The sequence below is a fragment of the Streptomyces sp. NPDC001750 genome (assembly GCF_042892615.1).
Lineage (GTDB): Bacteria > Actinomycetota > Actinomycetes > Streptomycetales > Streptomycetaceae > Streptomyces.
In genome coordinates this window covers 511,389-530,534 of the sequence record NZ_JBIAUE010000002.1, presented here as the reverse complement: position 1 = coordinate 530,534, position 19,146 = coordinate 511,389, and the positions used below count along the sequence as shown (strand labels likewise).

The 19,146-nt window shown below is 73.8% G+C and carries 10 protein-coding genes; 8 read left to right on the top strand and 2 right to left on the bottom strand.

Features of this window, described 5'->3' with window-relative positions:
- Positions 1-405: 405 nt before the first annotated feature.
- A complete protein-coding gene (locus tag ACFYY6_RS05610) occupies positions 406-588 on the bottom strand; it encodes a DUF6104 family protein (RefSeq protein ID WP_019075209.1) in 183 nt (60 codons plus the stop codon).
- Between the two features lie 185 nt (positions 589-773).
- Here ACFYY6_RS05610 and ACFYY6_RS05605 point away from each other — a divergent pair, with 185 nt between their 5' ends.
- The 8 genes from ACFYY6_RS05605 to fxsT all read left to right on the top strand — a co-directional run bounded on the left by ACFYY6_RS05605 (position 774) and on the right by fxsT (position 15,038).
- A complete protein-coding gene (locus ACFYY6_RS05605; protein ID WP_351520813.1) occupies positions 774-1,364 on the top strand; it encodes a CU044_2847 family protein in 591 nt (196 codons plus the stop codon).
- Entirely contained in the window at positions 1,361-3,499 is a 2,139-nt protein-coding gene (locus ACFYY6_RS05600) for a trypsin-like peptidase domain-containing protein (RefSeq protein ID WP_389191795.1), read from the top strand. Before ACFYY6_RS05605 ends, ACFYY6_RS05600 begins: the two co-directional genes overlap by 4 nt.
- Before the next feature lie 127 nt (positions 3,500-3,626).
- Positions 3,627-4,694, top strand: a complete 1,068-nt coding sequence (locus ACFYY6_RS05595; protein ID WP_388648197.1) for an AAA family ATPase — start codon at positions 3,627-3,629, stop codon at positions 4,692-4,694.
- A gap of 5 nt (positions 4,695-4,699) precedes the next feature.
- Entirely contained in the window at positions 4,700-8,395 is a 3,696-nt protein-coding gene (locus ACFYY6_RS05590; RefSeq protein ID WP_389191792.1) for an SAV_2336 N-terminal domain-related protein, read from the top strand.
- A 518-nt stretch (positions 8,396-8,913) separates the two neighbouring features.
- On the top strand, positions 8,914-9,159 hold the full coding sequence (fxsA, locus tag ACFYY6_RS05585) for an FxSxx-COOH cyclophane-containing RiPP peptide (RefSeq protein WP_389191789.1): 246 nt from the start codon (positions 8,914-8,916) through the stop codon (positions 9,157-9,159).
- A 189-nt stretch (positions 9,160-9,348) separates the two neighbouring features.
- Positions 9,349-10,566 carry an FxsB family cyclophane-forming radical SAM/SPASM peptide maturase gene (locus ACFYY6_RS05580; RefSeq protein WP_388648719.1) on the top strand — a complete coding sequence of 406 codons (1,218 nt, stop codon included), beginning with the start codon at positions 9,349-9,351 and terminating at the stop codon, positions 10,564-10,566.
- Positions 10,563-11,975, top strand: coding sequence for an aKG-HExxH-type peptide beta-hydroxylase (locus tag ACFYY6_RS05575; RefSeq protein WP_389191786.1), 1,413 nt, complete (start codon positions 10,563-10,565; stop codon positions 11,973-11,975). Before ACFYY6_RS05580 ends, ACFYY6_RS05575 begins: the two co-directional genes overlap by 4 nt.
- Positions 11,976-12,044: 69 nt before the next feature.
- Entirely contained in the window at positions 12,045-15,038 is a 2,994-nt protein-coding gene (fxsT, locus tag ACFYY6_RS05570) for an FxSxx-COOH system tetratricopeptide repeat protein (RefSeq protein WP_389191783.1), read from the top strand.
- Positions 15,039-15,155: 117 nt separating this feature from the next.
- Here the strand turns inward: fxsT and ACFYY6_RS05565 are convergent, their stop codons facing one another.
- Complete coding sequence (locus ACFYY6_RS05565) at positions 15,156-18,971, bottom strand: multifunctional oxoglutarate decarboxylase/oxoglutarate dehydrogenase thiamine pyrophosphate-binding subunit/dihydrolipoyllysine-residue succinyltransferase subunit (protein ID WP_351520805.1); 3,816 nt, start codon at positions 18,969-18,971, stop codon at positions 15,156-15,158.
- Positions 18,972-19,146: the final 175 nt, after the last annotated feature.

Here is a 19,146-nt window from a genome sequence, read left to right as displayed (position 1 = left end):
GGTGAGGGTCTCGACGGGGCCGGGAGCGGTGTTCTCGCTCCCGGGTGCGCGGCCCCGGAACCCGGGTGCCGGGCGGCGCCCGGTCGGCGGCGGGACTGCCGCTCGTCCTGCGGAGCGCCGGGGGCGCAGGGGTGGCCGGGTCTTCGCGGGGGCCGGGTCTTCGCGGGCGGCCTGCTGACGGCGCACGGGGCGCTCGGCCTCGCGTACGGCCGGTTCGGCGGGAGGCCGGAGGGTCTGGTCCGTGACGCCGGGGCGCGGACGATTCCGGGAACCCGGTCCGTCCGGTCGCCCGACGCCAGTCCGCCCGGTCCACCGACCCGCGGTTGCCGTCCGTCGACCGGCGTCCGACGGGCCGGGACGGCCGGCTACGCGTCCCGGTCGCCCGCCTCCGTCGCCCGTCCCCGGCTACTCGTCGTCGTCCTCGTCGTCGAGACGGGCCAGCCAGGTGGCGAGGCGCTCGACCGGCACCTCGAAGTCGGGGTTGAGGTCGACGAACGTACGAAGCTGCTCGGCGAGCCACTCGAAAGTGACCTCTTCCTCGCCCCGGCGCTTCTCCAGTTCCTCGATACCGCGGTCGGTGAAGTACATGCGGCAAGCCTAATGCCTGGTGACAGCCCCGCGACGGCCGGGAGCACGCCGTCGGCGAAGGCTCGCGGGGGCCGCGCGGGCCCTCTCAGAACCGTCGCACGACGCCCCGGCGTCCTGGTCCACGGACCTCGCGTGGGTCGCGTACTGCCGTTAGCCTGCGGGTAGTTGGGAATCGGGGGGTTTTCATGACCGATAGCGGGGCTCGTATCGCGCGCATCGAGATGCCGGACGGCACGCCGGTCTGGGCGCGTGTCTCGGGAGCGGAGGAGCTGACGCGGCCCGCGCGGGGGCCGGCGTTCACGGACATCGGTTACGCGGACTTCGTCGACCAGGTGCAGGCCCGCGTCGAAAGTCTCAACGCCGTCGTGACCAGCGTCGCGCGTTCGCTGGCCGAGCCACTGCGCGCGGTGCGGCCCGACGAGGTGAGCGTCGAGTTCGGCATCGAGCTCACCGCGAAGGCGGGCAAGGTCGTCGGTCTTCTCGCGGACGGCGAGGCCAAGGGCGGCATCACGGTCACGCTCACCTGGCACGGCGGCGGCCCGCCCGTCGAACCGGCGAGCCCGGCGCAGGGCGGCGCACAGGGAGCGGGAGGGGCGCCAGGGGGCACGGCTGCCGGGACGCCGCCCGTGCCCCCGCCCGCGGCGCGGACGTCTCGGCCGACCCCGCCCCGCCCCGCTCCGCCGATGCCGGCCGACCCCCCGCCCGTGCCCGGGGCGTCCACCGGCGCACCGATGCGTCCGGGCGCGTCCGGGCCGGACGGCGGGGACCGCTCATGACCCAGCCGCCGGGCAGGGGCGCGGGGGGCCGTTCCGAGAGCACGTACCGTGCGCTCACGGGCCTCGTGATGGCGGCGACCGTGCGCATCCACCGCCCGGAGCCCGGGTATGCGCCTGACGGATCCGACCGGGGCTTCCTGGGGAGCGGCTTCTTCGTCGCCCCGAGCTGGGTCCTCACGTGCGCGCACGTGGCCATGGCGGGGGAGGGGCGTCGGGTGAGCGTGGTGTTCAAGCCGGACCCGGGCGGCGCCGAGACGACGGTCGAGGGCGCCGTGGTCGCCGCCATGCCCGAGGACCGGCGCGCCGCACCCGGCCCCGGCGGCACGCGGGGCACCGCGCCGGGCGGCTGGCCCGCCCCCGACCTCGCGCTGATCCGGCTGCTGCGCCCCGTCGAGCACCCCTGTGTGTACGTCACCGAGCGCCCGGCGGGCATGTTCGGCGGCGGCTCGGTCCTCTACACCGGCTGGACCGACGGAGGATCCGGGCAGCTGACCCGGTTCAGCGGGCGGTGCCAGGTGATGGGCACCTTCGGGGACTGGGCCGAGGACGACGAACAGATGCGGCTCGACGGCGACCGGATGTACCCCGGCCTGTCCGGCGGACCCGTGGTGGACCTGGCGCGCGGCGAGGTCGTCGGCGTGCTCAAGTCCCGCTCCGACGGCACCACGGGCGGCACCTCGATCGGCGTCGAGCGGCTGCGCACCCTGCCCGTGCCGCCCGGAACGGTGGCGGGCGAGGCCGACGACCCGTACCAGGCGCTGTTCCACGCCCACGACCGCTACCACGCCGACCGGCACACCAGCCCGGTCGGCACCGAGCGGACCTGGGCGGACCTCCAGCGGGAGCTGGGCGCCGGGGCGGGGCTCGCCCTCAGCCCCCAGCAGCGCGTCGATCTGCTCGGGCGGCTCGCCGAACTCCCTCCCCCGCTCAGCACCCGCGGCCTCCTCGATCTCCTGGACGAGCTCCCGGACACCCACCCGCGCGAGCACCACGCGGCCCCGCGCGGCTGGCGCGACGGACTCGGCACGCTGTACGACGCCCCGGGGGGCGGTGACGGCGCGCTGGAACTGATCCTGAGGTACTGCATGAGCGCCCTGTCCGCCGAGCGCCCCTACGTACTGCCGTCCACCCCGGACGCCGAGGGGGCCCTGTGGCAATGGGTGAAGCGGGTGGCGGACGACCGCCTCTCCCGGAAGTTCCGTCATGAACTCGTCGGACTCCGGTACAACGACCGGCGGACCCCCACCGGCCGCGAGCATTCCCGTGCCCCCGCGCCGGCGCCCGAGCCGGCCAGGCCGCACGACGCCCCGTTCGTCCTGCTGCGGCTGGAGTCGCGGCACTGGGAACCGGACCTCTACGACTGGCGGGTCGCGGTCGTGCCGAGGCCCGGGGACTTCCGGCCCGTGGCCGAGGACAGCCGGGGCACCGCGCTGCACGCCCTGCCCGACCGGCTCGCGAGCCCGCTCGCGGAGGCGTTCCGCCGGTGCGACGAGCCGGACGACCCGGCGGTCCTCCATGTGGCGGTGGATCCGGCCCTCATGGGGCTGGGGGTCGACGAATGGCGGACGCGGCCCGACGGGAGGCCGCTCGGAGTGCTCCGTCCGGTGGTCGTCCGCCCCCTCGACCGGGGCGCGGCGGGCACCGGTGGCGGCACGGCGGGGACCGACGGCGGACCGGCCGAGCGCGAGGCCCGCTGGAACCGCGCCATGACCGCCCCGATGCGCGCCGCCGTCGTCGACTGCGAGGACGGGATGCGGATGCCCGTACCGGTGGTGGCCCAGATGCGCCAACTGGCCTACGAGACCGTTCCGGTGCTGTGCAGATACGGCGACCGACCCGGACCGGAGAGCACGACCGGCCTGGGACGGCTGCTCGACGCGGGGTACGGGCTGGCCCTGTGGCGGCGGCGCCGGCCGGACGAACGGACCGCGGTCTGCACCGACTTCCACCGGCGCGCCGCCGACGCCGTCGCCGAGGCCCGTACGGCCGATCGTCTTCCGAAGGCGATGCACGAGTTGAGGAGAGGGGTGCACGCGGGGCGCACGGAGGCGTACTGGTCGGACGGGGTCGCCCTGCTCTACGACGACCCGCGGCACCAACTGCCGGGCGACGAACTCTACTTCGAGGCGCCGTGATGGCCGGCCCACCCTTCGGGGGCATGACGGAAGCGGCCCAGCCCCTTACGGGGTGTGGCCCGGATCGCTACCGTGAAGCACGTTCGACAGCTGCCCCTGGCGGACGAGTGACGACGAGGAACACGCTATGAGTGAACCCAGCGAGTGGCTCATCTACCGAGGGGCCGGCGAACCGCACGAGGGCATCGACCGGTTGCCGCCCCCGCCGCCCTGGCGGGACTTCGCGAGCCGCGGCGCCCCGGCCGCCGACGGGCGGGACGGGAGCGACGGAGAGAACGCCGACGGTCCGGCCGGATCGGACGGGTCAGCGGACCGCCGTCTGGGCGGCCACCGGCACATCGCCGAGCTCCACCGGCCCGGCGCCGAGGAGCTGGAGATGATCAACGCGGCGCTCTATCTGCGCCGCCCGCTGCTGGTGACCGGGAGTCCCGGCGCCGGGAAGAGCACCCTCGCCCACTCCGTCGCCCATGAGCTGGGGCTGGGCCGGGTGCTGCGCTGGCCCATCGTCAGCCGCTCGACGCTCCAGGACGGGCTGTACCGCTACGACGCGATCGCCCGGCTCCAGGACGTGCAGATCGCCGCGCACGGCGCGGGGGCCGGGGCATCCGGTGCCGGGGCCGTGGAGGACGTCGGCAGCTACATCCGGCTCGGCCCGCTCGGAACCGCGCTCATGCCCTCGGACCGACCGCGGGTCGTGCTCATCGACGAGCTCGACAAGAGCGACATCGACCTGCCGAACGACCTGCTCAACGTGTTGGAGGAGGGCGAGTTCGGCATTCCGGAGCTGGAACGGATCGTGGACCGGTTGCCCGACGGCCAGGCGGAGGTCCTCGACGACGACGGGAACAAGGTGAGGGTGAAGGGCGGCCGGGTCCAGTGCCGGGCCTTCCCGTTCGTGGTCCTCACCAGCAACGGCGAGCGGGACTTCCCGGCACCCCTGATGCGTCGCTGCGTCCATCTGGAGCTGGGACGCCCCGACCACCAGCGTCTCGCCACCTTCGTACGCGCCCATCTCGGCGACGAGGCGGCGCGCGCCGGGGACGATCTCATCGCCCACTTCCTGGAGCGCTCCCGCAGCGAACTCCTGGCCACGGACCAGCTGTTGAACGCGATCTACCTCACCGACGCGGCGGCGCCCGCGGGCCGGGACCGCCTCGCCGACCTGCTCATCCAGCGACTCGACCGGCCGAGGTGATGCCGATGTCCGGTGGCGGGGCGCGGCACGGACCTGAGAGCGGGGGACGCCGCCCCGACGACGGCCCCCGGGACCCGGTGGGCTTCGAGGACGCGACGGAGGCCTGTGGCGCGCCGTCGCGGCCGGACGGCATGCACCGGCCGGACGGCGTGCCGCGGCCGGGCGACGCGCGCCAGCCGCAGGACGTGTCGTCGTCCGGTGACGAGGCACGGCCGGACGGTGCGGCACGGTTCGACGGCGCGCCGGCGGGCGGCGGTGGTGCGCCGCCGGAAGACGGTGCGTCCACGGGCGACGGCGGGCTGCTGTCCGCGTTCGTCGCCCGGCTGCGCGGTGCCGGGCTCGACCCCGACGCCGAGCAGCTCTGCGACGCCCTCTGGCTGGCCCGCTGGACCCGCCACCCCGACGCGCCGGACGAGGACGACGGCGTCGAGGGCGACCGCGCGGCCGTACCGCCGCCGCCCGTCGGCCCGGACCGGGCGGACCGGCCGGAGCGACGCCCCGGCCCGGCCGTACCGGAGGGCCACGAGGCCGGCCTCCCGCCGGACGGCGACGGGGATGCGGACCGGCGCTACCCCGGGGACGCGGACCGCCGGGTTCCGCTCCACCCCGTGCCCCGCGCGGCCTCCCGCGCCCCGGGCCGCGACGGCGACCGTCCGCCCGGACGCGGAACCGCTACCGCCCCCGGTGGCCGGACGAGAACGCTCGCCCTCGGCGTTCCCGCAGCCCCCGCCCTTCCCGCGCCGCTCGAACTCCAGCGGGCATTGAGGCCGTTGCAGCGCTACCGCCCCGCCGCGCCCCCGATGCGTCACTTCCTCGACGAGGCGGAGACCGTCGAACGCAGTGCCCGGGCCGGAGGGCTGATCATCCCGGTCTTCCGCGGCGCGTCCCGGGGCGAGTCGCTGCTCCAGTGCGTCATGGACGCCTCGTCCTCGATGCTGGTGTGGGACCGGCTGTTCGGTGAACTCCAGGATCTGTTCGGTCAGTTGGGTGCTTTCAGGGACGTCTGGACGCGCTATCTGCACCAGGGGCCGGACGGGGCCGCCGTGGTGAGCCGCAGCCCGGACCCGGCCGCGGCGCCGCTGAGCTCCGCGGACCGGCTGAGCGACCCCACCGGCCGTCGCGTCACCCTCGTGGTCAGCGACTGCGCCGGCCCGCTCTGGCGCGGCGGACGGGCCCACCGGCTGCTGCACCACCTGGCCGGCCAGGCGCCGACGGCCGTGCTCCAGCCCCTGCCGCAGCGGATGTGGAACCGCACCCGGCTGCCGGTGACCTACGGCTCCCTGTCCCGGGGCGACGGGCCGGCCGGAACCACCGTCCTCAAGGTCACGGAGCATGCCGGGGCGGGCCCTGCCGTGCACCCCGGCGCACTTCCCGTACCCGTGCTCCCGCCCGTGGAAGGGGCGTTGGCGGCCTGGGCGAAGCTGCTCTCGGGCACCGGCGCGGGGCAGGTGTCCGGCGCCGTCGGCTGGGTGCGGGCCGACCAGCCCCCGGCGGCCGTGCAGCGCCCCGGCGACGCCCTGTCCTCGCTCCAGCTGGTCAGCCGCTTCCGCTCGACGGCCTCCCCGGCCGCCGGACAGCTCGCCGTGTACCTCGCGGCCGCCCCGCTGTATCTGCCGGTGATGCAACTGGTGCAGCGCACCATGCTGCCGAACTCCGGTCCCTCGGAACTGGCCGAGGTCCTGCTGAGCGGACTGCTCTCACGGGTGAGGACCGGAGACGCCGCCGGGACGGACGGAGAGGCCGCCGGCCAGTGGTACGAGTTCGCGCCCGGCGTCCGCGAGTCGCTGCTCGGCCCGCTCGGCCGGGACGAGGCGCTGCTCGTGCTCAAGCACTGCTCGCAGTACATCGAGCAGCGGTTCGGCAGGGGCGGGCCGAACTTCCCCGCGCTGGCCTTCGCCCAGCTCGGCGAGGGCAGGAACGGGCCGGTGCGGCTCACCCGCACCCCCGGACCGCCCGGACACGGAACCGGGGGCCGGACCGGACCGGAGGACGGGATCGAGGAAGGGGACGAGCACGGCGGGCGCGGCGGGCCACGCGTGCCCCACCCCTTCGCCGAGGTCGCGGTCCGCGTACTGGAGCGATTCATGCCGCTGCCCGAGCAGTTCGCCGTCGACACCGACCGGAACCGGCCCGATACCGTCCCGCGGACACCGAACGCGGCCGTGGAGAGCGCCCGCGTCCTGCTGCGGCACTTCGATTCGGACGGCATGGTCCAGTACCTGATCGACGCCGTGCAGCTGCTGCGCGGTGCCACCGAGCGCGAGAGCCGGCCGGGCGCCGACCCGGCGCTGTGGGCGGAGTACTCGCGCTGCCTCCTGCGCCTGTGGGAGGTCCAGGGCGACGCGGAGCTGCTCCGCGAGGCGGAGTACGCCGCCGAACGGGCCGCCGCGCACCCCGGCGCCGTACACGAACGGGCGGCTCTGGCCAAGGTGTTGCACGTCGCAGCCGACGACCGGAGGGCGCGCGGTGACCGGCGAGGCGCCCTGGAACTGCTGCGCCGCGCCGACCGGGAGTACACGGCCGCCTGCTCGGCCCCGGGACTGGAACCGGCCGAGGCCCTCCGGCTCACGCTGGAACGGGTCCGGGCCCTGGAGTCGCAGTGGCGGCTCGACGGTGACGCCTCCTCGCTCCAGGCCGCGTGCGGCATGCTGGAGGCCTTCGCCGACGCCTGGCCCGACCAGGAGAACCGGCCCGCCGCCCTGCCGCTGGCACACGGCCGTGCGCTGCTCAAACTCTCCGGGGCCACCGTCGACACCGAACAGTCCCGGGTCTACGCCGCCCAGGCGGCCCGCTCCCTGCGCACGGCGTTCGGGCAGGGCGGCGGCCGGCACACCCTGGGCACCGGGACGCGCATCGTGCTGGACCTGGTGGACGCCCTGCTCGGCTCCGGCGCGGAGCCGGACGAGGCGGCGACGCTGGTCGAGCAGGCCCTGGAGACCGCGCGGGAGCAGCGGCTGCGGGCCTCGCTGCTCACCCGGGCCGCCCGGGTGCACGTCGCGCGGTACGAGCACACCGGGGACCCGGACGAACTCGTCGAGGCGGCCGACCGGTTCGCCCGTGCCGCGCGCGGTGTGCCGCGCGACTCGCAGGCCCACGCCGATCTGCTCGCCGAGTGGGGAGGAACCCTGCTGCGCCGGGCCCGGCTGCCGGACGGGCGCGCGCACATCGGGGCGGCGGTGAGGGTGCTGCGGGACTGCCGTACGGAGACGGCGGCGGGGGACGCGCGCCAGGCCGAGCGGCTGCTGATGCTGGGCCGTGCGCTGATGCTGCGGCACCGCGCCACCGAGGACCGGGTCGATCTGCGGGAGGCCGAGCACCTCTTCGGGCTCGCCGCCAGGGAGGCGACCGAAACGCTGTCGGCGGCGGAGTGCTGGCTGGAACTGGGCCTGGCCCACCTCGACGCCGCCCGGGTGCTGGGGCGCCCCACCCGGCTCGACGAGGCGGCCGAGGCGTTCCGGGGCGCGGCCGAAGCGGCCGGCACTGCGGCGGAGGAGTCGGTCCACCCGCAACAGCGGCGTCAGGCAGTCGAGTGGTGCGCCACGGCCCACCACTGGCGGGGTACGACGTACGAGAGGGCCGGCCGGCCCAGGGCCGCCCGCGAGGCCTACCGGTCGGCCCGCCGGGAATGGCGCGGACTGCCGGACGGCGGCGGCGCCGCGGGCGAGGAGACGGCGGCACGGCTGGCGGAGCTGGAGCGCTGACCCCGGCCCCGGCCACGCCGGAACGCCGACACAGCTGCCCGCCGCGCCGGAACGCCGACGCAGCTGCCCGCCGCGCCGGAACGCCGACGCAGCCGCCCGCCGCGACGGCCGCTCTCCGGCCACCGTTCTTCGCGCCGTCTGCGACCGGCGTACGACGGACGCCGGTCGCCGGTCCGCCCAGGAAGGCGTAGGCCGGTCCGTGCGGGGCATCGGTACAGAAGCAGCCCGTGCGGGCACTCGTCCCGCACCGGCGCCGACGGCACGAACGGGGTACGACGGCGGGTGGCCACCGCGGTGACGGCCGAGGCGGACGGACACCGCCGCGACGCGGTCACACGCACCGATGTCAGGGACACGGACCCGACGGGACGCGCTCGACGACGAGCGGATCCCCGCGGGTCCGTCGCGAGGGCACGTGCGGCGGGAACACGGGGAACCACCGGCAGGACACCGGGACCACCGGACCGGCACGGGGAACCACGGGAACACAGGGAACCACGGGGACACGGGGAGGCATGATGAACGAGCCGACGGGAAACGGCCGGCCCGGCGTCGGAGCGCCGGACGCACCGGCCGACGGCGCGTCCGACACGGCATCCGACGAGGTGCCCGGTGGTCCGGGCGCGCTGCCCGAGCTGCTGGAGCTCGATCTGGAGACGCTGCGGACGCTGGACCACCCCGTGCTCCGCGAGGTGGTCGCGGATCTGCGCGGACGAGCCGGGCAGCCACGGGAGACGCTCTGGGGATTCACCAGCGCGTTCTGAGACGTCCGGCCGCCGGGCCCCGCGGGCCGGGGCACCGGCCGTACGGATCCGGCCCGGGACCCGGCCGGACGGGACGTCGTGGCCCGGACCGGGTCTGCCCGCGCGGCGGGCCGGGCAGACCCCTCCCGGGTCGGCAGCGGGGGCGGGCCCCGCGCCACGCAGCACGGGGGTGCCGACGTGTCTCGACAGGTGACGCGGTGCTCCTCCCGGTGCGCGGACACCGCCGCGGCGGGCCGGGGACCCTTCCCGTTCCGGCAGTTCATCGTCAAGGTGCACGGCCGGTGCAACCTGGCCTGCCGCTACTGCTACCTCTACGAGGGCCCCGACCGGACTTGGCGCGCCCGCCCGGCCGTCGCCCCGGCCGCCGTACTGGACCGCACCGCCGACCGGATCGCCGAACACGCGGCGGCCCACGCACTGCGCGACATCGCACTCGTCCTGCACGGCGGCGAGCCGCTCCTCGCGGGTGCGGGCCGCCTCGCCGCCCTCGCCGACCACGTCCGTGAGCTCACCCCGGCGGACTGTTCCGTGCACGCCACCGTGCAGACCAACGCGACACTGCTCACCGACGCCCGCGTGAGCGTGCTCGCCCGGCACGGCATCAGCGTCGGCGTCAGCCTCGACGGAGGCCTGGCCGCCCACAACACCCTGCGCGTCGACCACGCCGGACGCCCCTCCTGGCCCGCCGCGTCACGCGGCGCCAGGCTCCTCGCCGACCGCCACCCCGACGCGTACGCGGGCATCCTCACCGTCGTCGACCCCCGCACCGATCCGGTCGAGACGTACGAGTCGCTGCTGTCCCTGCGCCCGCCGTCCCTGGACCTGCTGCTGCCGCACGGCAACTGGACGAACCCCCCACCGGGCCTGCCCGCCACCAAAACGCCCCGCACCGTCCCCGGCCCCGGCCCGAACCGGCCGACCCCGTACGGCGACTGGCTCGCCACCGTCTTCGACCGCTGGTGGCGGGCCGGGCGGCGCGAGACCAGGGTCCGGCTGTTCGAGGAGTGCGTGGCCCTGCTGCTGGGCCTGCCCGCCGCCACCGAGTCCCTCGGTCTCGACCCCGTCGACGCGATCGTGGTCGAGACCGACGGGACGATCGAGCAGGTCGACTCCCTCAAGTCGGCCTACGACACCGCCGCCGCCACCGGTCTCGACGTCTTCCGCCACACCTTCGACGACGCCCTGCGCCACCCCGGTGTCGTCGCTCGGCAGGCGGGCGCCGAGGCGCTCGCCCCTGCCTGCCGCGCCTGCCCGCTGCTGACCGTCTGCGGCGGCGGCCACTACGCACACCGCTACCGGGCGGACAACGGCTTCGCCAACCCGTCCGTCTACTGTGCCGATCTCGAACGGCTGGTGCGCCACATCGCGGACCGGCTGTCCGAAGCGACCGCAGGAGCACACCGATGAGCCCCCCACTCCCGGACCACGCCTTGCGTCGGCTCGGCCGTACGGAAGGCGACCCCGGTACTCTCCACGCCCTCGCACGCGACCAGGACACCCGCCGGCTGTTCCTCGTGCGTGCCCTGCTCGACGCGGCCGAGGACGCCCCCGCCGCGCTCTGCCCGCCCCGGGCCCTCGACCGGCTGCGGCGGGACTGGGCGCTGCTGGAGACGGCGGAACGCGCCGACCGGAACGCCGTGCGGGCCGTCCTGCTCCACCCCCTCACCGGCCCCTGGGCACAACGCTGCCTGCGCGGCCTCTCCGCCCCCGCGACCGACGTCGCCGGCGCCGGGCTCCGGGCCGACCTCGACCACTTGAGCGCCCTGGCCGCCGCGGCCGCGATCCGTTCCGCAACCGCGTTCACGACCCGGCTCACCGCCCACGACGGACTCCTGTCGCTGCCCACCCTGGGTGCCCTGCGCACCCCGTCCGGCCTAGTCGAACTCGACTTCGCGCAGGACGAACTGACGTGCCGTCACATCTCCTGGAGCGCGCCCCTCACCGTCCATGTGCACCACGACGCGACGACCGGCGCGGCCGACCCGCGCTGGCTCCCGGTGCTCGCCCTGCCTCCCGTACGGCCCGGCGCCGCTCCCGTGCCCCTGGACGACGTCGACCCGTACCGCACCGACGACAGCGGGCTCCGGCACCACGGGCTGCGCGCCGCGCCCCACCTCGACGACCACGAGCGCAAGGCATGGGCCGAGTCCTGGTCGCGGGTGCCGTCCCTGCTCCGCATGGGCGGCGAACACCGGCTGACCGAGACGGCCGTGCTGCTGCGCTGTCTGGTGCCGCTCGGCCGGCCGCCCGGCTCCGGGCCCGCGGGCGGGAGCGCGGCACACTGCAGCGCCACCCGCCGCGAGGCGTTCGGGGCGGTCCTCAGCAGCAGACCGGCCGACCCCGCCCGGTTCGCCGCCACGCTCGTCCACGAACTCCAGCACACCAAACTGTCCGCGCTCGCCGCGTTCGCACCGCTGCACCACGAGGATGCGACACCGCGCCACTTCGCCCCCTGGCGCCCCGATCCCAGGCCCTTCGACGGCCTCCTCCAGGGCGCCTACTCGCACCTCGCGCTCGCCGACCACTGGCAGCGGCTCGCGCTCCGGGCCCGCCGTGTCACCCACCGGGACCTCGCCTGGACCGAACACGCCCGCTGCCGCGAACAGGTCGGAGCCGTACTGCCGGTGCTGGCCGGATCGGCGGCGCTGACCCGTGAGGGCCGGGTGCTCGTCGACGAGATGATCGCGCTCTACCACCGACTGGACGATTGTCCGCCCCCCGCGGGTCATTCGGCGCGCGCGCAGGCGTACGTGGCCACCGCCAAGGTGATATGGCAGCAGAGGAACGGCCCGCGTCATCCGCGGGAGTCACCGTGAATTCCGGCCGGGGCGCTCTGGCCCCGGTGTATGTTGACAGGTCCTGTACCGAGGCAGGGAGATGGTTGAATGCCCGCAACGGGTAATGGAGTTGGGGCGATCGGCGCGCAGACCGTCACCATCAGTTTCGCCGGTTTCAACCGCGCCTGGGCGGCGTGGATCGCGGACCGTCTGGAGCGGCGTGGCGTCATCGTCGTCCAACAGCGCTGGGACCCCCCGGTGGAGGCGGCGCTGGAGGAGTCGCTGCGGGATCTGACGCTGTCGCGCGGCGACGTCCTGCTGATCCTCAGCGACTGGTACTTCCAGCTGGGCCCCCGCAGCACCGCGGAGTGGAACAGGGCCCTGCGCGAGGTCGTCGCGCCGGACCCCGACCGCTTCGCCGCCGTGCGCGTGACCACGTCCGCGCTGCCCGGCGCCACGTCCGTCTTCGCAGCGGCCGATCTGACCAACGTCGGCGCCGACGAGGCCGAACGACGGCTCCTCGTACGCCTGGGACGGCCCACCGACCCGCTGCCGGACGCGGTCGAGGCCAGGCCCGGGCCGCGGTATCCGGCGGACACCCCGGAGGTGTGGGGCGGGGTGCCGCGGCGCAACACCCGGTTCACCGGCCGCGACGAACTCCTCAGCAGGACGTACCAGACCCTCCAGGACGCCGGGCCCGGCGCCGGGGTCGTGGCCCTGCACGGGATGCCGGGCGTCGGCAAGACCCAACTGGCCGCCGAGTACGTCTACCGCTTCAGTTCCGAGTACGACGCCGTCTGGTGGGTGCCCGCCGACCGCCGCGCCCTCTACCGCCAGAAACTCGCCGAACTCGCCCCCGAACTGGGCCTGTCCACGGGCGCCGAGTACGGCGAACGGCTGCGCGCGGTACGCGACGCCCTGCGCCGCGGCGAACCGCACTCCCACTGGCTCCTCGTCCTGGACGGCGCCGACGAACCCGAACACATCTGGGACCTGGTGCCGACCGGCCCCGGCCACGTCCTGATCACCTCCCGCAACCGGGAGTGGCGCGAGCACAACAGCAACCTGATCGGGGTCCCGGTCTACGCCCGCGACGAGTCGGTCGCCTTCATCCGCCGACGCGCCCCGCGGCTGACCCAGTCCGAGGCCGGCCAGCTCGCCGAGGCACTGGAGGACCTGCCGCTCCTCCTCGACCAGACCGCCGGCTGGCTCAACGACTCCGACATGTCGGTGGAGGAGTACATCGGACTCCTCGAAGGCGGCATCGACCAGGACGTCGTCAAGGTCTCCGCGGACTTTCCACTCGCCTTCCAGACCGCCTGGTCAATACTGCTGAACAAGCTCAGGGACACCGTCCCGGAGTCCGTCGACCTGCTGCGCCTGTGCAGCTTCTTCGCGCCGGGCTCCATCCCCGTACGGCTGCTGAGGGAGATGCCGCCCGGCGAACTGCCGGAACAGATCTCCGGACTGATGAACGACCCGCTGCTGTGGAACAGGGCGATCGCCCAGCTCCGCCAGTACTCCGTGGTCCGCCTGGAGTCCCACGAGACGGCCGGTGAGGAGGCGTCGTCCGGCGAAGCCCTCTACATGCACCGCATGGTCCACCAGATCATCGGCAAGGACATGCCGGAGAGCGACCGCCGGGAGTTCATCGACGTGGTCCGCCGGGCCCTCGCCGCAGCCGACCCCGGCCGCCCCACCGACACCCGGCTGTGGCCCGCCTACGCCGAGATCACCCCGCACCTGAAGTGGGCCGACGTGCTCAGGAGCACCGACTCCTCGGTGCAGACCCTGGTGCTCAACTGCCTGCGCTACATGTACCTCTCCGGGGAGTACCGGGCCGGGATCAAGCTCGGCGCACGCGCCATGGAGACCTGGCGGGAACTCCTCGGCGAGGACCATCCCAGGCTCTGGGACCTCCGGTACCACTACGCCAACCTGTTGCGGGCCGTCGGAGAGTACGCCGAGACGGAGGCCATCGAGCGGGCCGCGGTCGACCACCTGCGCGCCGAACGCGGCCCCCGGGACCTGGAACACCTCCGGGCCGCCGGGGGGCTCGCCGCCGACCTGCGCGGACTGGGACGGTACGACGAGGCCATGGAGATCTCCGGCTGGATCCTCGGCGCCTACCGCGAACTCCTGGGCGACCAGGACTCGCGCACCCTCAACGCGCAGAACAACCTGGCCGTATCGCTGCGCCTGCTCGGCCGGTACGAGGAGTCGCTGGAGCTCAACCGGCAGACCCTGGACGCCCGGCGCCGGCTGCTGCGCCCGCGCCACAGCTGGACGCTCTACTCGGAGATCAACTACGCCACCGACCTGCGGCTGCTCGGCCGGTACGGCGAAGCCCTGTCGCTCCAGAACCAGAGCGTCCGGGTGCACCGGCTGGTCATGGGGGCCGACAACCCGCAGACCCTGCGCGCCGAACACAACCTCGCGCTCAGCCAGTACCGTTCGGGAGACCGCGGCAGGGCCGGTGAACTCTTCACCCGGGTGCTGGAACGGGCCGAACGCGTCCTGGGCGAGAACGACCCGCTGACGATGATGTTCGCGGCCGGCCAGAGCTTCTTCGCCCGCGAGCACGCCGACATCGACCAGGCCAGGGCCATAAGCGCACGGGTCGTCACCGGATACGTGGCCATGCTCGGCGACCAGCACCCCTACGTGGCGGGGACCCGGGCCAACCACGCGCTGATCCTGCGCAACGTGGGCGAGCGGGACCACGCGCACGCGCTCCTGGAGGAGGCGCTCGCCGGCATGACCCGGGCCGTGGGGGAGAACCACCCCTGGACACTGGGCTGCGCGATCAACGCCTCGGCGCTGCGCAATCTGGTGGGGGACCCGGAGTCCGCCGCCGCCCTCACGGAAACGGTCGTCGCCCGGGCCGTCGAGGTCCTCGGCCGGACGCATCCGCTGACCCTGTCCGCCCGGATCGCCCACGCCGCGGACCTGCGCGGCCTGCGGGAACGGCAGCGGGCGGACAAGATCGAGACGGAGGCGCTGGGAGACCTGGAGACCACCCTGGGCCCCCAGCACGTCCACACGGTCTCGGCCCGCTCCCGCAACCGCCCGTACTGGGACTTCGAACCCCAGATGATCTGAACCGCGCGCCGGTGCGGCACCGGGCTCGTCCGCGTACCCGCCGAGAGCCCGCACACGCCGGGGGCCCGGCCCCGCGATCGACTCGCGGGACCGGGCCCCCGTGCGTGCTTCTGCCGGTCAGGCCTCGAAGACCTCGGCGATCAGCTGCGCCTGCTCGGCCTGGTGGCGCTTGGCCGAGCCGACCGCCGGGGAGGAGCTGTGCGGCCGCGAGATGCGGCGCAGGCGCTCACCGTGCGGGACGTCGGCACCGACGGCCAGGTCCAGGTGGTCGATCAGGTTCAGGGCGATGAACGGCCAGGCACCCTGGTTGGCCGGCTCCTCCTGTGTCCAGAGGTACTTCTCGGCGTTCGGGTACTTGGCGATCTCGGCCTGGAGCTCGGCACCCGGCAGCGGGTACAGGCGCTCCAGACGGATGAACGCGACATCCGTGGCGCCGCGCTTCGCGCGCTCGGCCTCCAGGTCGTAGTAGACCTTGCCGGCGCAGAAGACGACCTTGCGGACGTCCTCCGGCTTCACCGTGTCGTCGCCGATCACCGGGCGGAAGCCGCCGGTGGTGAACTCCTCCGCCTTCGACGCGGCCGCCTTGAGGCGGAGCATCGACTTCGGGGTGAAGACGACCAGCGGCTTGTGGTGCGGGTTGTGCGCCTGCCACCGCAGGAGGTGGAAGTAGTTCGACGGCAGGGTCGGCATGGCGACCGTCATGTTGTTCTGCGCGCACAGCTGGAGGAAGCGCTCCGGGCGGGCGGACGAGTGGTCCGGGCCCTGGCCCTCGTAGCCGTGCGGCAGCAGCAGCGTGACGCCGGAGGTCTGGCCCCACTTCTGCTCGGCCGAGGAGATGAACTCGTCGACGACGGTCTGGGCGCCGTTGGCGAAGTCACCGAACTGGGCCTCCCAGATGACCAGCGACTCCGGGCGGGTCAGCGAGTAGCCGTACTCGAAGCCCATCGCCGCGTACTCGCTGAGCAGCGAGTCGTAGACGTTGTAGCGGGCCTGGTCGTCGGAGAGGTAGAGCAGCGGGGTGTAGTCCTCGCCGGTCACCTGGTCGACGAGGACCGCGTGACGCTGGCCGAAGGTGCCGCGGCGGGAGTCCTGGCCGGCGAGCCGGACCGGGGTGCCCTCCATCAGCAGCGAACCGATGGCCAGGGTCTCGCCCATGCCCCAGTCGATCGTGCCGCTCTCCACCGAGGCGGCGCGGCGCTGCATCTGCGGGAGCAGACGCGGGTGGACGGTGATCCGCTCGGGGATGTTGACCTGGGACTCCGCGATGACCTTCACGACCTCCGAGGAGACCGCGGTGTTCACGGCGACCGGGAACTCCGGCTGGGCCTCGGTGGTGTGCGCCGGGGCCGGGAGCGAGGTGGCCTCGCGGACCTCCGCGAAGACCTTCTCCAGCTGGCCCTGGAAGTCCTGGAGCGCCTGCTCGGCCTCTTCCAGGGTGATGTCGCCGCGACCGATGAGGGACTCGGTGTAGAGCTTGCGCACCGAGCGCTTCTTGTCGATCAGGGTGTACATCTGCGGGTTGGTGAACTCCGGGTTGTCGCCCTCGTTGTGACCGCGGCGGCGGTAGCAGATGAGGTCGATGACGACGTCCTTGTTGAACGCCTGCCGGAACTCGAAGGCCAGCCGGGCGACCCGGACCACGGCCTCGGGGTCGTCGCCGTTGACGTGGATGATCGGCGCCTCGATCATGCGGGCCACGTCCGTGGCGTACATCGAGGAGCGCGAGGACTCCGGGGCGGCGGTGAAGCCGACCTGGTTGTTGATCACCACGTGCACGGTGCCGCCGGTGCGGTAGCCGCGCAGCTGCGACATGTTGAGCGTCTCGGCGACGACGCCCTGGCCCGCGAAGGCCGCGTCGCCGTGGAGCGCGATGGGCAGGACCGTGAAGTCCGTGCCGCCCTTGTTGATGACGTCCTGCTTGGCGCGGACGATGCCCTCCAGGACCGGGTCCACCGCCTCCAGGTGCGAGGGGTTGGCGGCCAGCGAGACCTTGATCTGCTCGCCGTCCAGGCCGGTGAAGGTGCCCTCGGCGCCCAGGTGGTACTTCACGTCGCCGGAGCCGTGCATCGACCGGGGGTCGAGGTTGCCCTCGAACTCGCGGAAGATCTGCGCGTACGACTTGCCGACGATGTTCGCCAGCACGTTCAGCCGGCCGCGGTGGGCCATGCCGATGACGACCTCGTCGAGGCGGGCCTCGGCGGCGGAGTCGATGACCGCGTCGAGCAGCGGGATGACGGACTCGCCGCCCTCCAGCGAGAACCGCTTCTGGCCGACGTACTTGGTCTGCAGGAACGTCTCGAAGGCCTCGGCGGCGTTCAGCCGGCGCAGGATGCGCAGCTGCTCCTCGCGCTCCGGCTGCGGGGTGCTCGTGCGCTCGACCCGGTCCTGGATCCACTTGCGCTGCTTCGGGTCCTGGATGTGCATGAACTCGATGCCGGTGGTGCGGCAGTACGACTCGCGCAGCACACCGAGGATGTCGCGGAGCTTCATCAGCGACTTGCCGGCGAAACCGCCGACCGCGAAGTCCCGCTCCAGGTCCCACAGGGTGAGGCCGTGCTCGGTGATGTCCAGGTCGGGGTGCTTGCGCTGGCGGTACTCCAGCGGGTCGGTGTCGGCCATGACGTGGCCGCGGACCCGGTAGGAGTGGATCAGCTCGAAGACCCGCGCCGCCTTGGTCACGTCGTTGTCGTGCGAGGCGTCGATGTCCTTGAGCCAGCGGACCGGCTCGTAGGGGATGCGCAGTGACTTGAAGATCTCGTCGTAGAAGTCGTTCTCCCCGAGCAGCAGTTGGGAGACGATGCGCAGGAACTCGCCGGACGCGGCGCCCTGGATGACGCGGTGGTCGTACGTCGAGGTCAGGGTCATGACCTTGGAGATGCCCAGCTTGTTCAGGGTGTCCTGGGAGGTGCCCTGGAACTCGGCGGGGTACTCCATGGCGCCGACGCCCATGATGAGGCCCTGTCCGGGCATCAGGCGGGGCACCGAGTGGACGGTGCCGATGCCGCCGGGGTTGGTCAGCGAGGCGGTGACGCCGGTGAAGTCGTCCATGCCGAGCTTGCCGCTGCGGGCGCGGCGGACGATGTCCTCGTACGCCTGCCAGAACTCGAAGAAGTTGAGCGTCTCGGCCTTCTTGATGGCCGCGACGACCAGTTGGCGGTCGCCGTTCGGCTTGACCAGGTCGATGGCCAGACCGAGGTTGACGTGCTCCGGCTTGACCAGGGTCGGCTTGCCGTCCTTCACCGTGAAGGAGTGGTTCATCGACGGCATGGCCTTGAGGGCCTGCACCATCGCGTAGCCGATCAGGTGCGTGAAGGAGATCTTCCCGCCCCGGGCGCGCTTGAGGTGGTTGTTGATGACGATGCGGTTGTCGAACAGCAGCTTCACCGGGACCGCGCGCACGGACGTGGCCGTCGGCAGCTCCAGCGAGGCGTTCATGTTCTTCGCGACGGCGGCCGACGGACCGCGCAGCGTCACGTACTCCGGGCCCTCGGCGGCCTCGGTGGCCGGCGCGGCGGCGGGCTTGGCCGGGGCCGGGGCCTTCGCGGCGGGGGCCGGGGCGGCAGGGGCCGGGGCGGGCTTCGCCGGTGCGGCGGGCGCGGCCGGGGCGGCCTGCGCGGGGGCCGGGGCCGCGGGCGCGGGGGCCGCCGGAGCCTTCGCGGCGGGAGCCGGGGCCGGGGCGGCCTGGGATGCGGCGGCCGGTGCGGCGGCGGCCGGGGTGCCGGGAACGGGCTTGTCCGCCGTGCCGGACGCCCCCGGCTTGTAGTCGGCGAAGAAGTCCCACCAGGCACGATCGACCGAATTCGGGTCCTGGAGGTACTGCTGGTAGATCTCGTCGACGAGCCACTCGTTGGGGCCGAAGGCGGCAGCCGGGTCGGTACCCGGGGCGGCTTGATCGGTCGAGATGCTCGAGTTACTGGGGGACTGAGACGACACGGCGGCAACCGCCCTCTTCCGCTTCACAAGGTGATGGACAGCGGAAATCAAGGCTACGCCTCCCGGGCCGTTCCATGCAGGCCGGGCCGCCCTTCGTCGCGCAAGTCACATCGAAAGGCGGGTTTCGGCACAGGGATTGGCGGGAAACAAGCCTGGTTCCGCTGCACTACGGGTA

What these genes read in the sequence shown, in the direction of transcription:
- ACFYY6_RS05575 (WP_389191786.1), top strand. Translation starts at nt 10,563, where the DNA reads ATGAGCCCCCCACTCCCGGACCACGCCTTGCGTCGGCTCGGCCGTACG.
- fxsA (WP_389191789.1), top strand. Translation starts at nt 8,914, where the DNA reads ATGAACGAGCCGACGGGAAACGGCCGGCCCGGCGTCGGAGCGCCGGAC.
- ACFYY6_RS05605 (WP_351520813.1), top strand. Translation starts at nt 774, where the DNA reads ATGACCGATAGCGGGGCTCGTATCGCGCGCATCGAGATGCCGGACGGC.
- ACFYY6_RS05610 (WP_019075209.1), bottom strand. Translation starts at nt 588, where the DNA reads ATGTACTTCACCGACCGCGGTATCGAGGAACTGGAGAAGCGCCGGGGC.
- ACFYY6_RS05595 (WP_388648197.1), top strand. Translation starts at nt 3,627, where the DNA reads ATGAGTGAACCCAGCGAGTGGCTCATCTACCGAGGGGCCGGCGAACCG.
- fxsT (WP_389191783.1), top strand. Translation starts at nt 12,045, where the DNA reads ATGCCCGCAACGGGTAATGGAGTTGGGGCGATCGGCGCGCAGACCGTC.
- ACFYY6_RS05600 (WP_389191795.1), top strand. Translation starts at nt 1,361, where the DNA reads ATGACCCAGCCGCCGGGCAGGGGCGCGGGGGGCCGTTCCGAGAGCACG.
- ACFYY6_RS05590 (WP_389191792.1), top strand. Translation starts at nt 4,700, where the DNA reads ATGTCCGGTGGCGGGGCGCGGCACGGACCTGAGAGCGGGGGACGCCGC.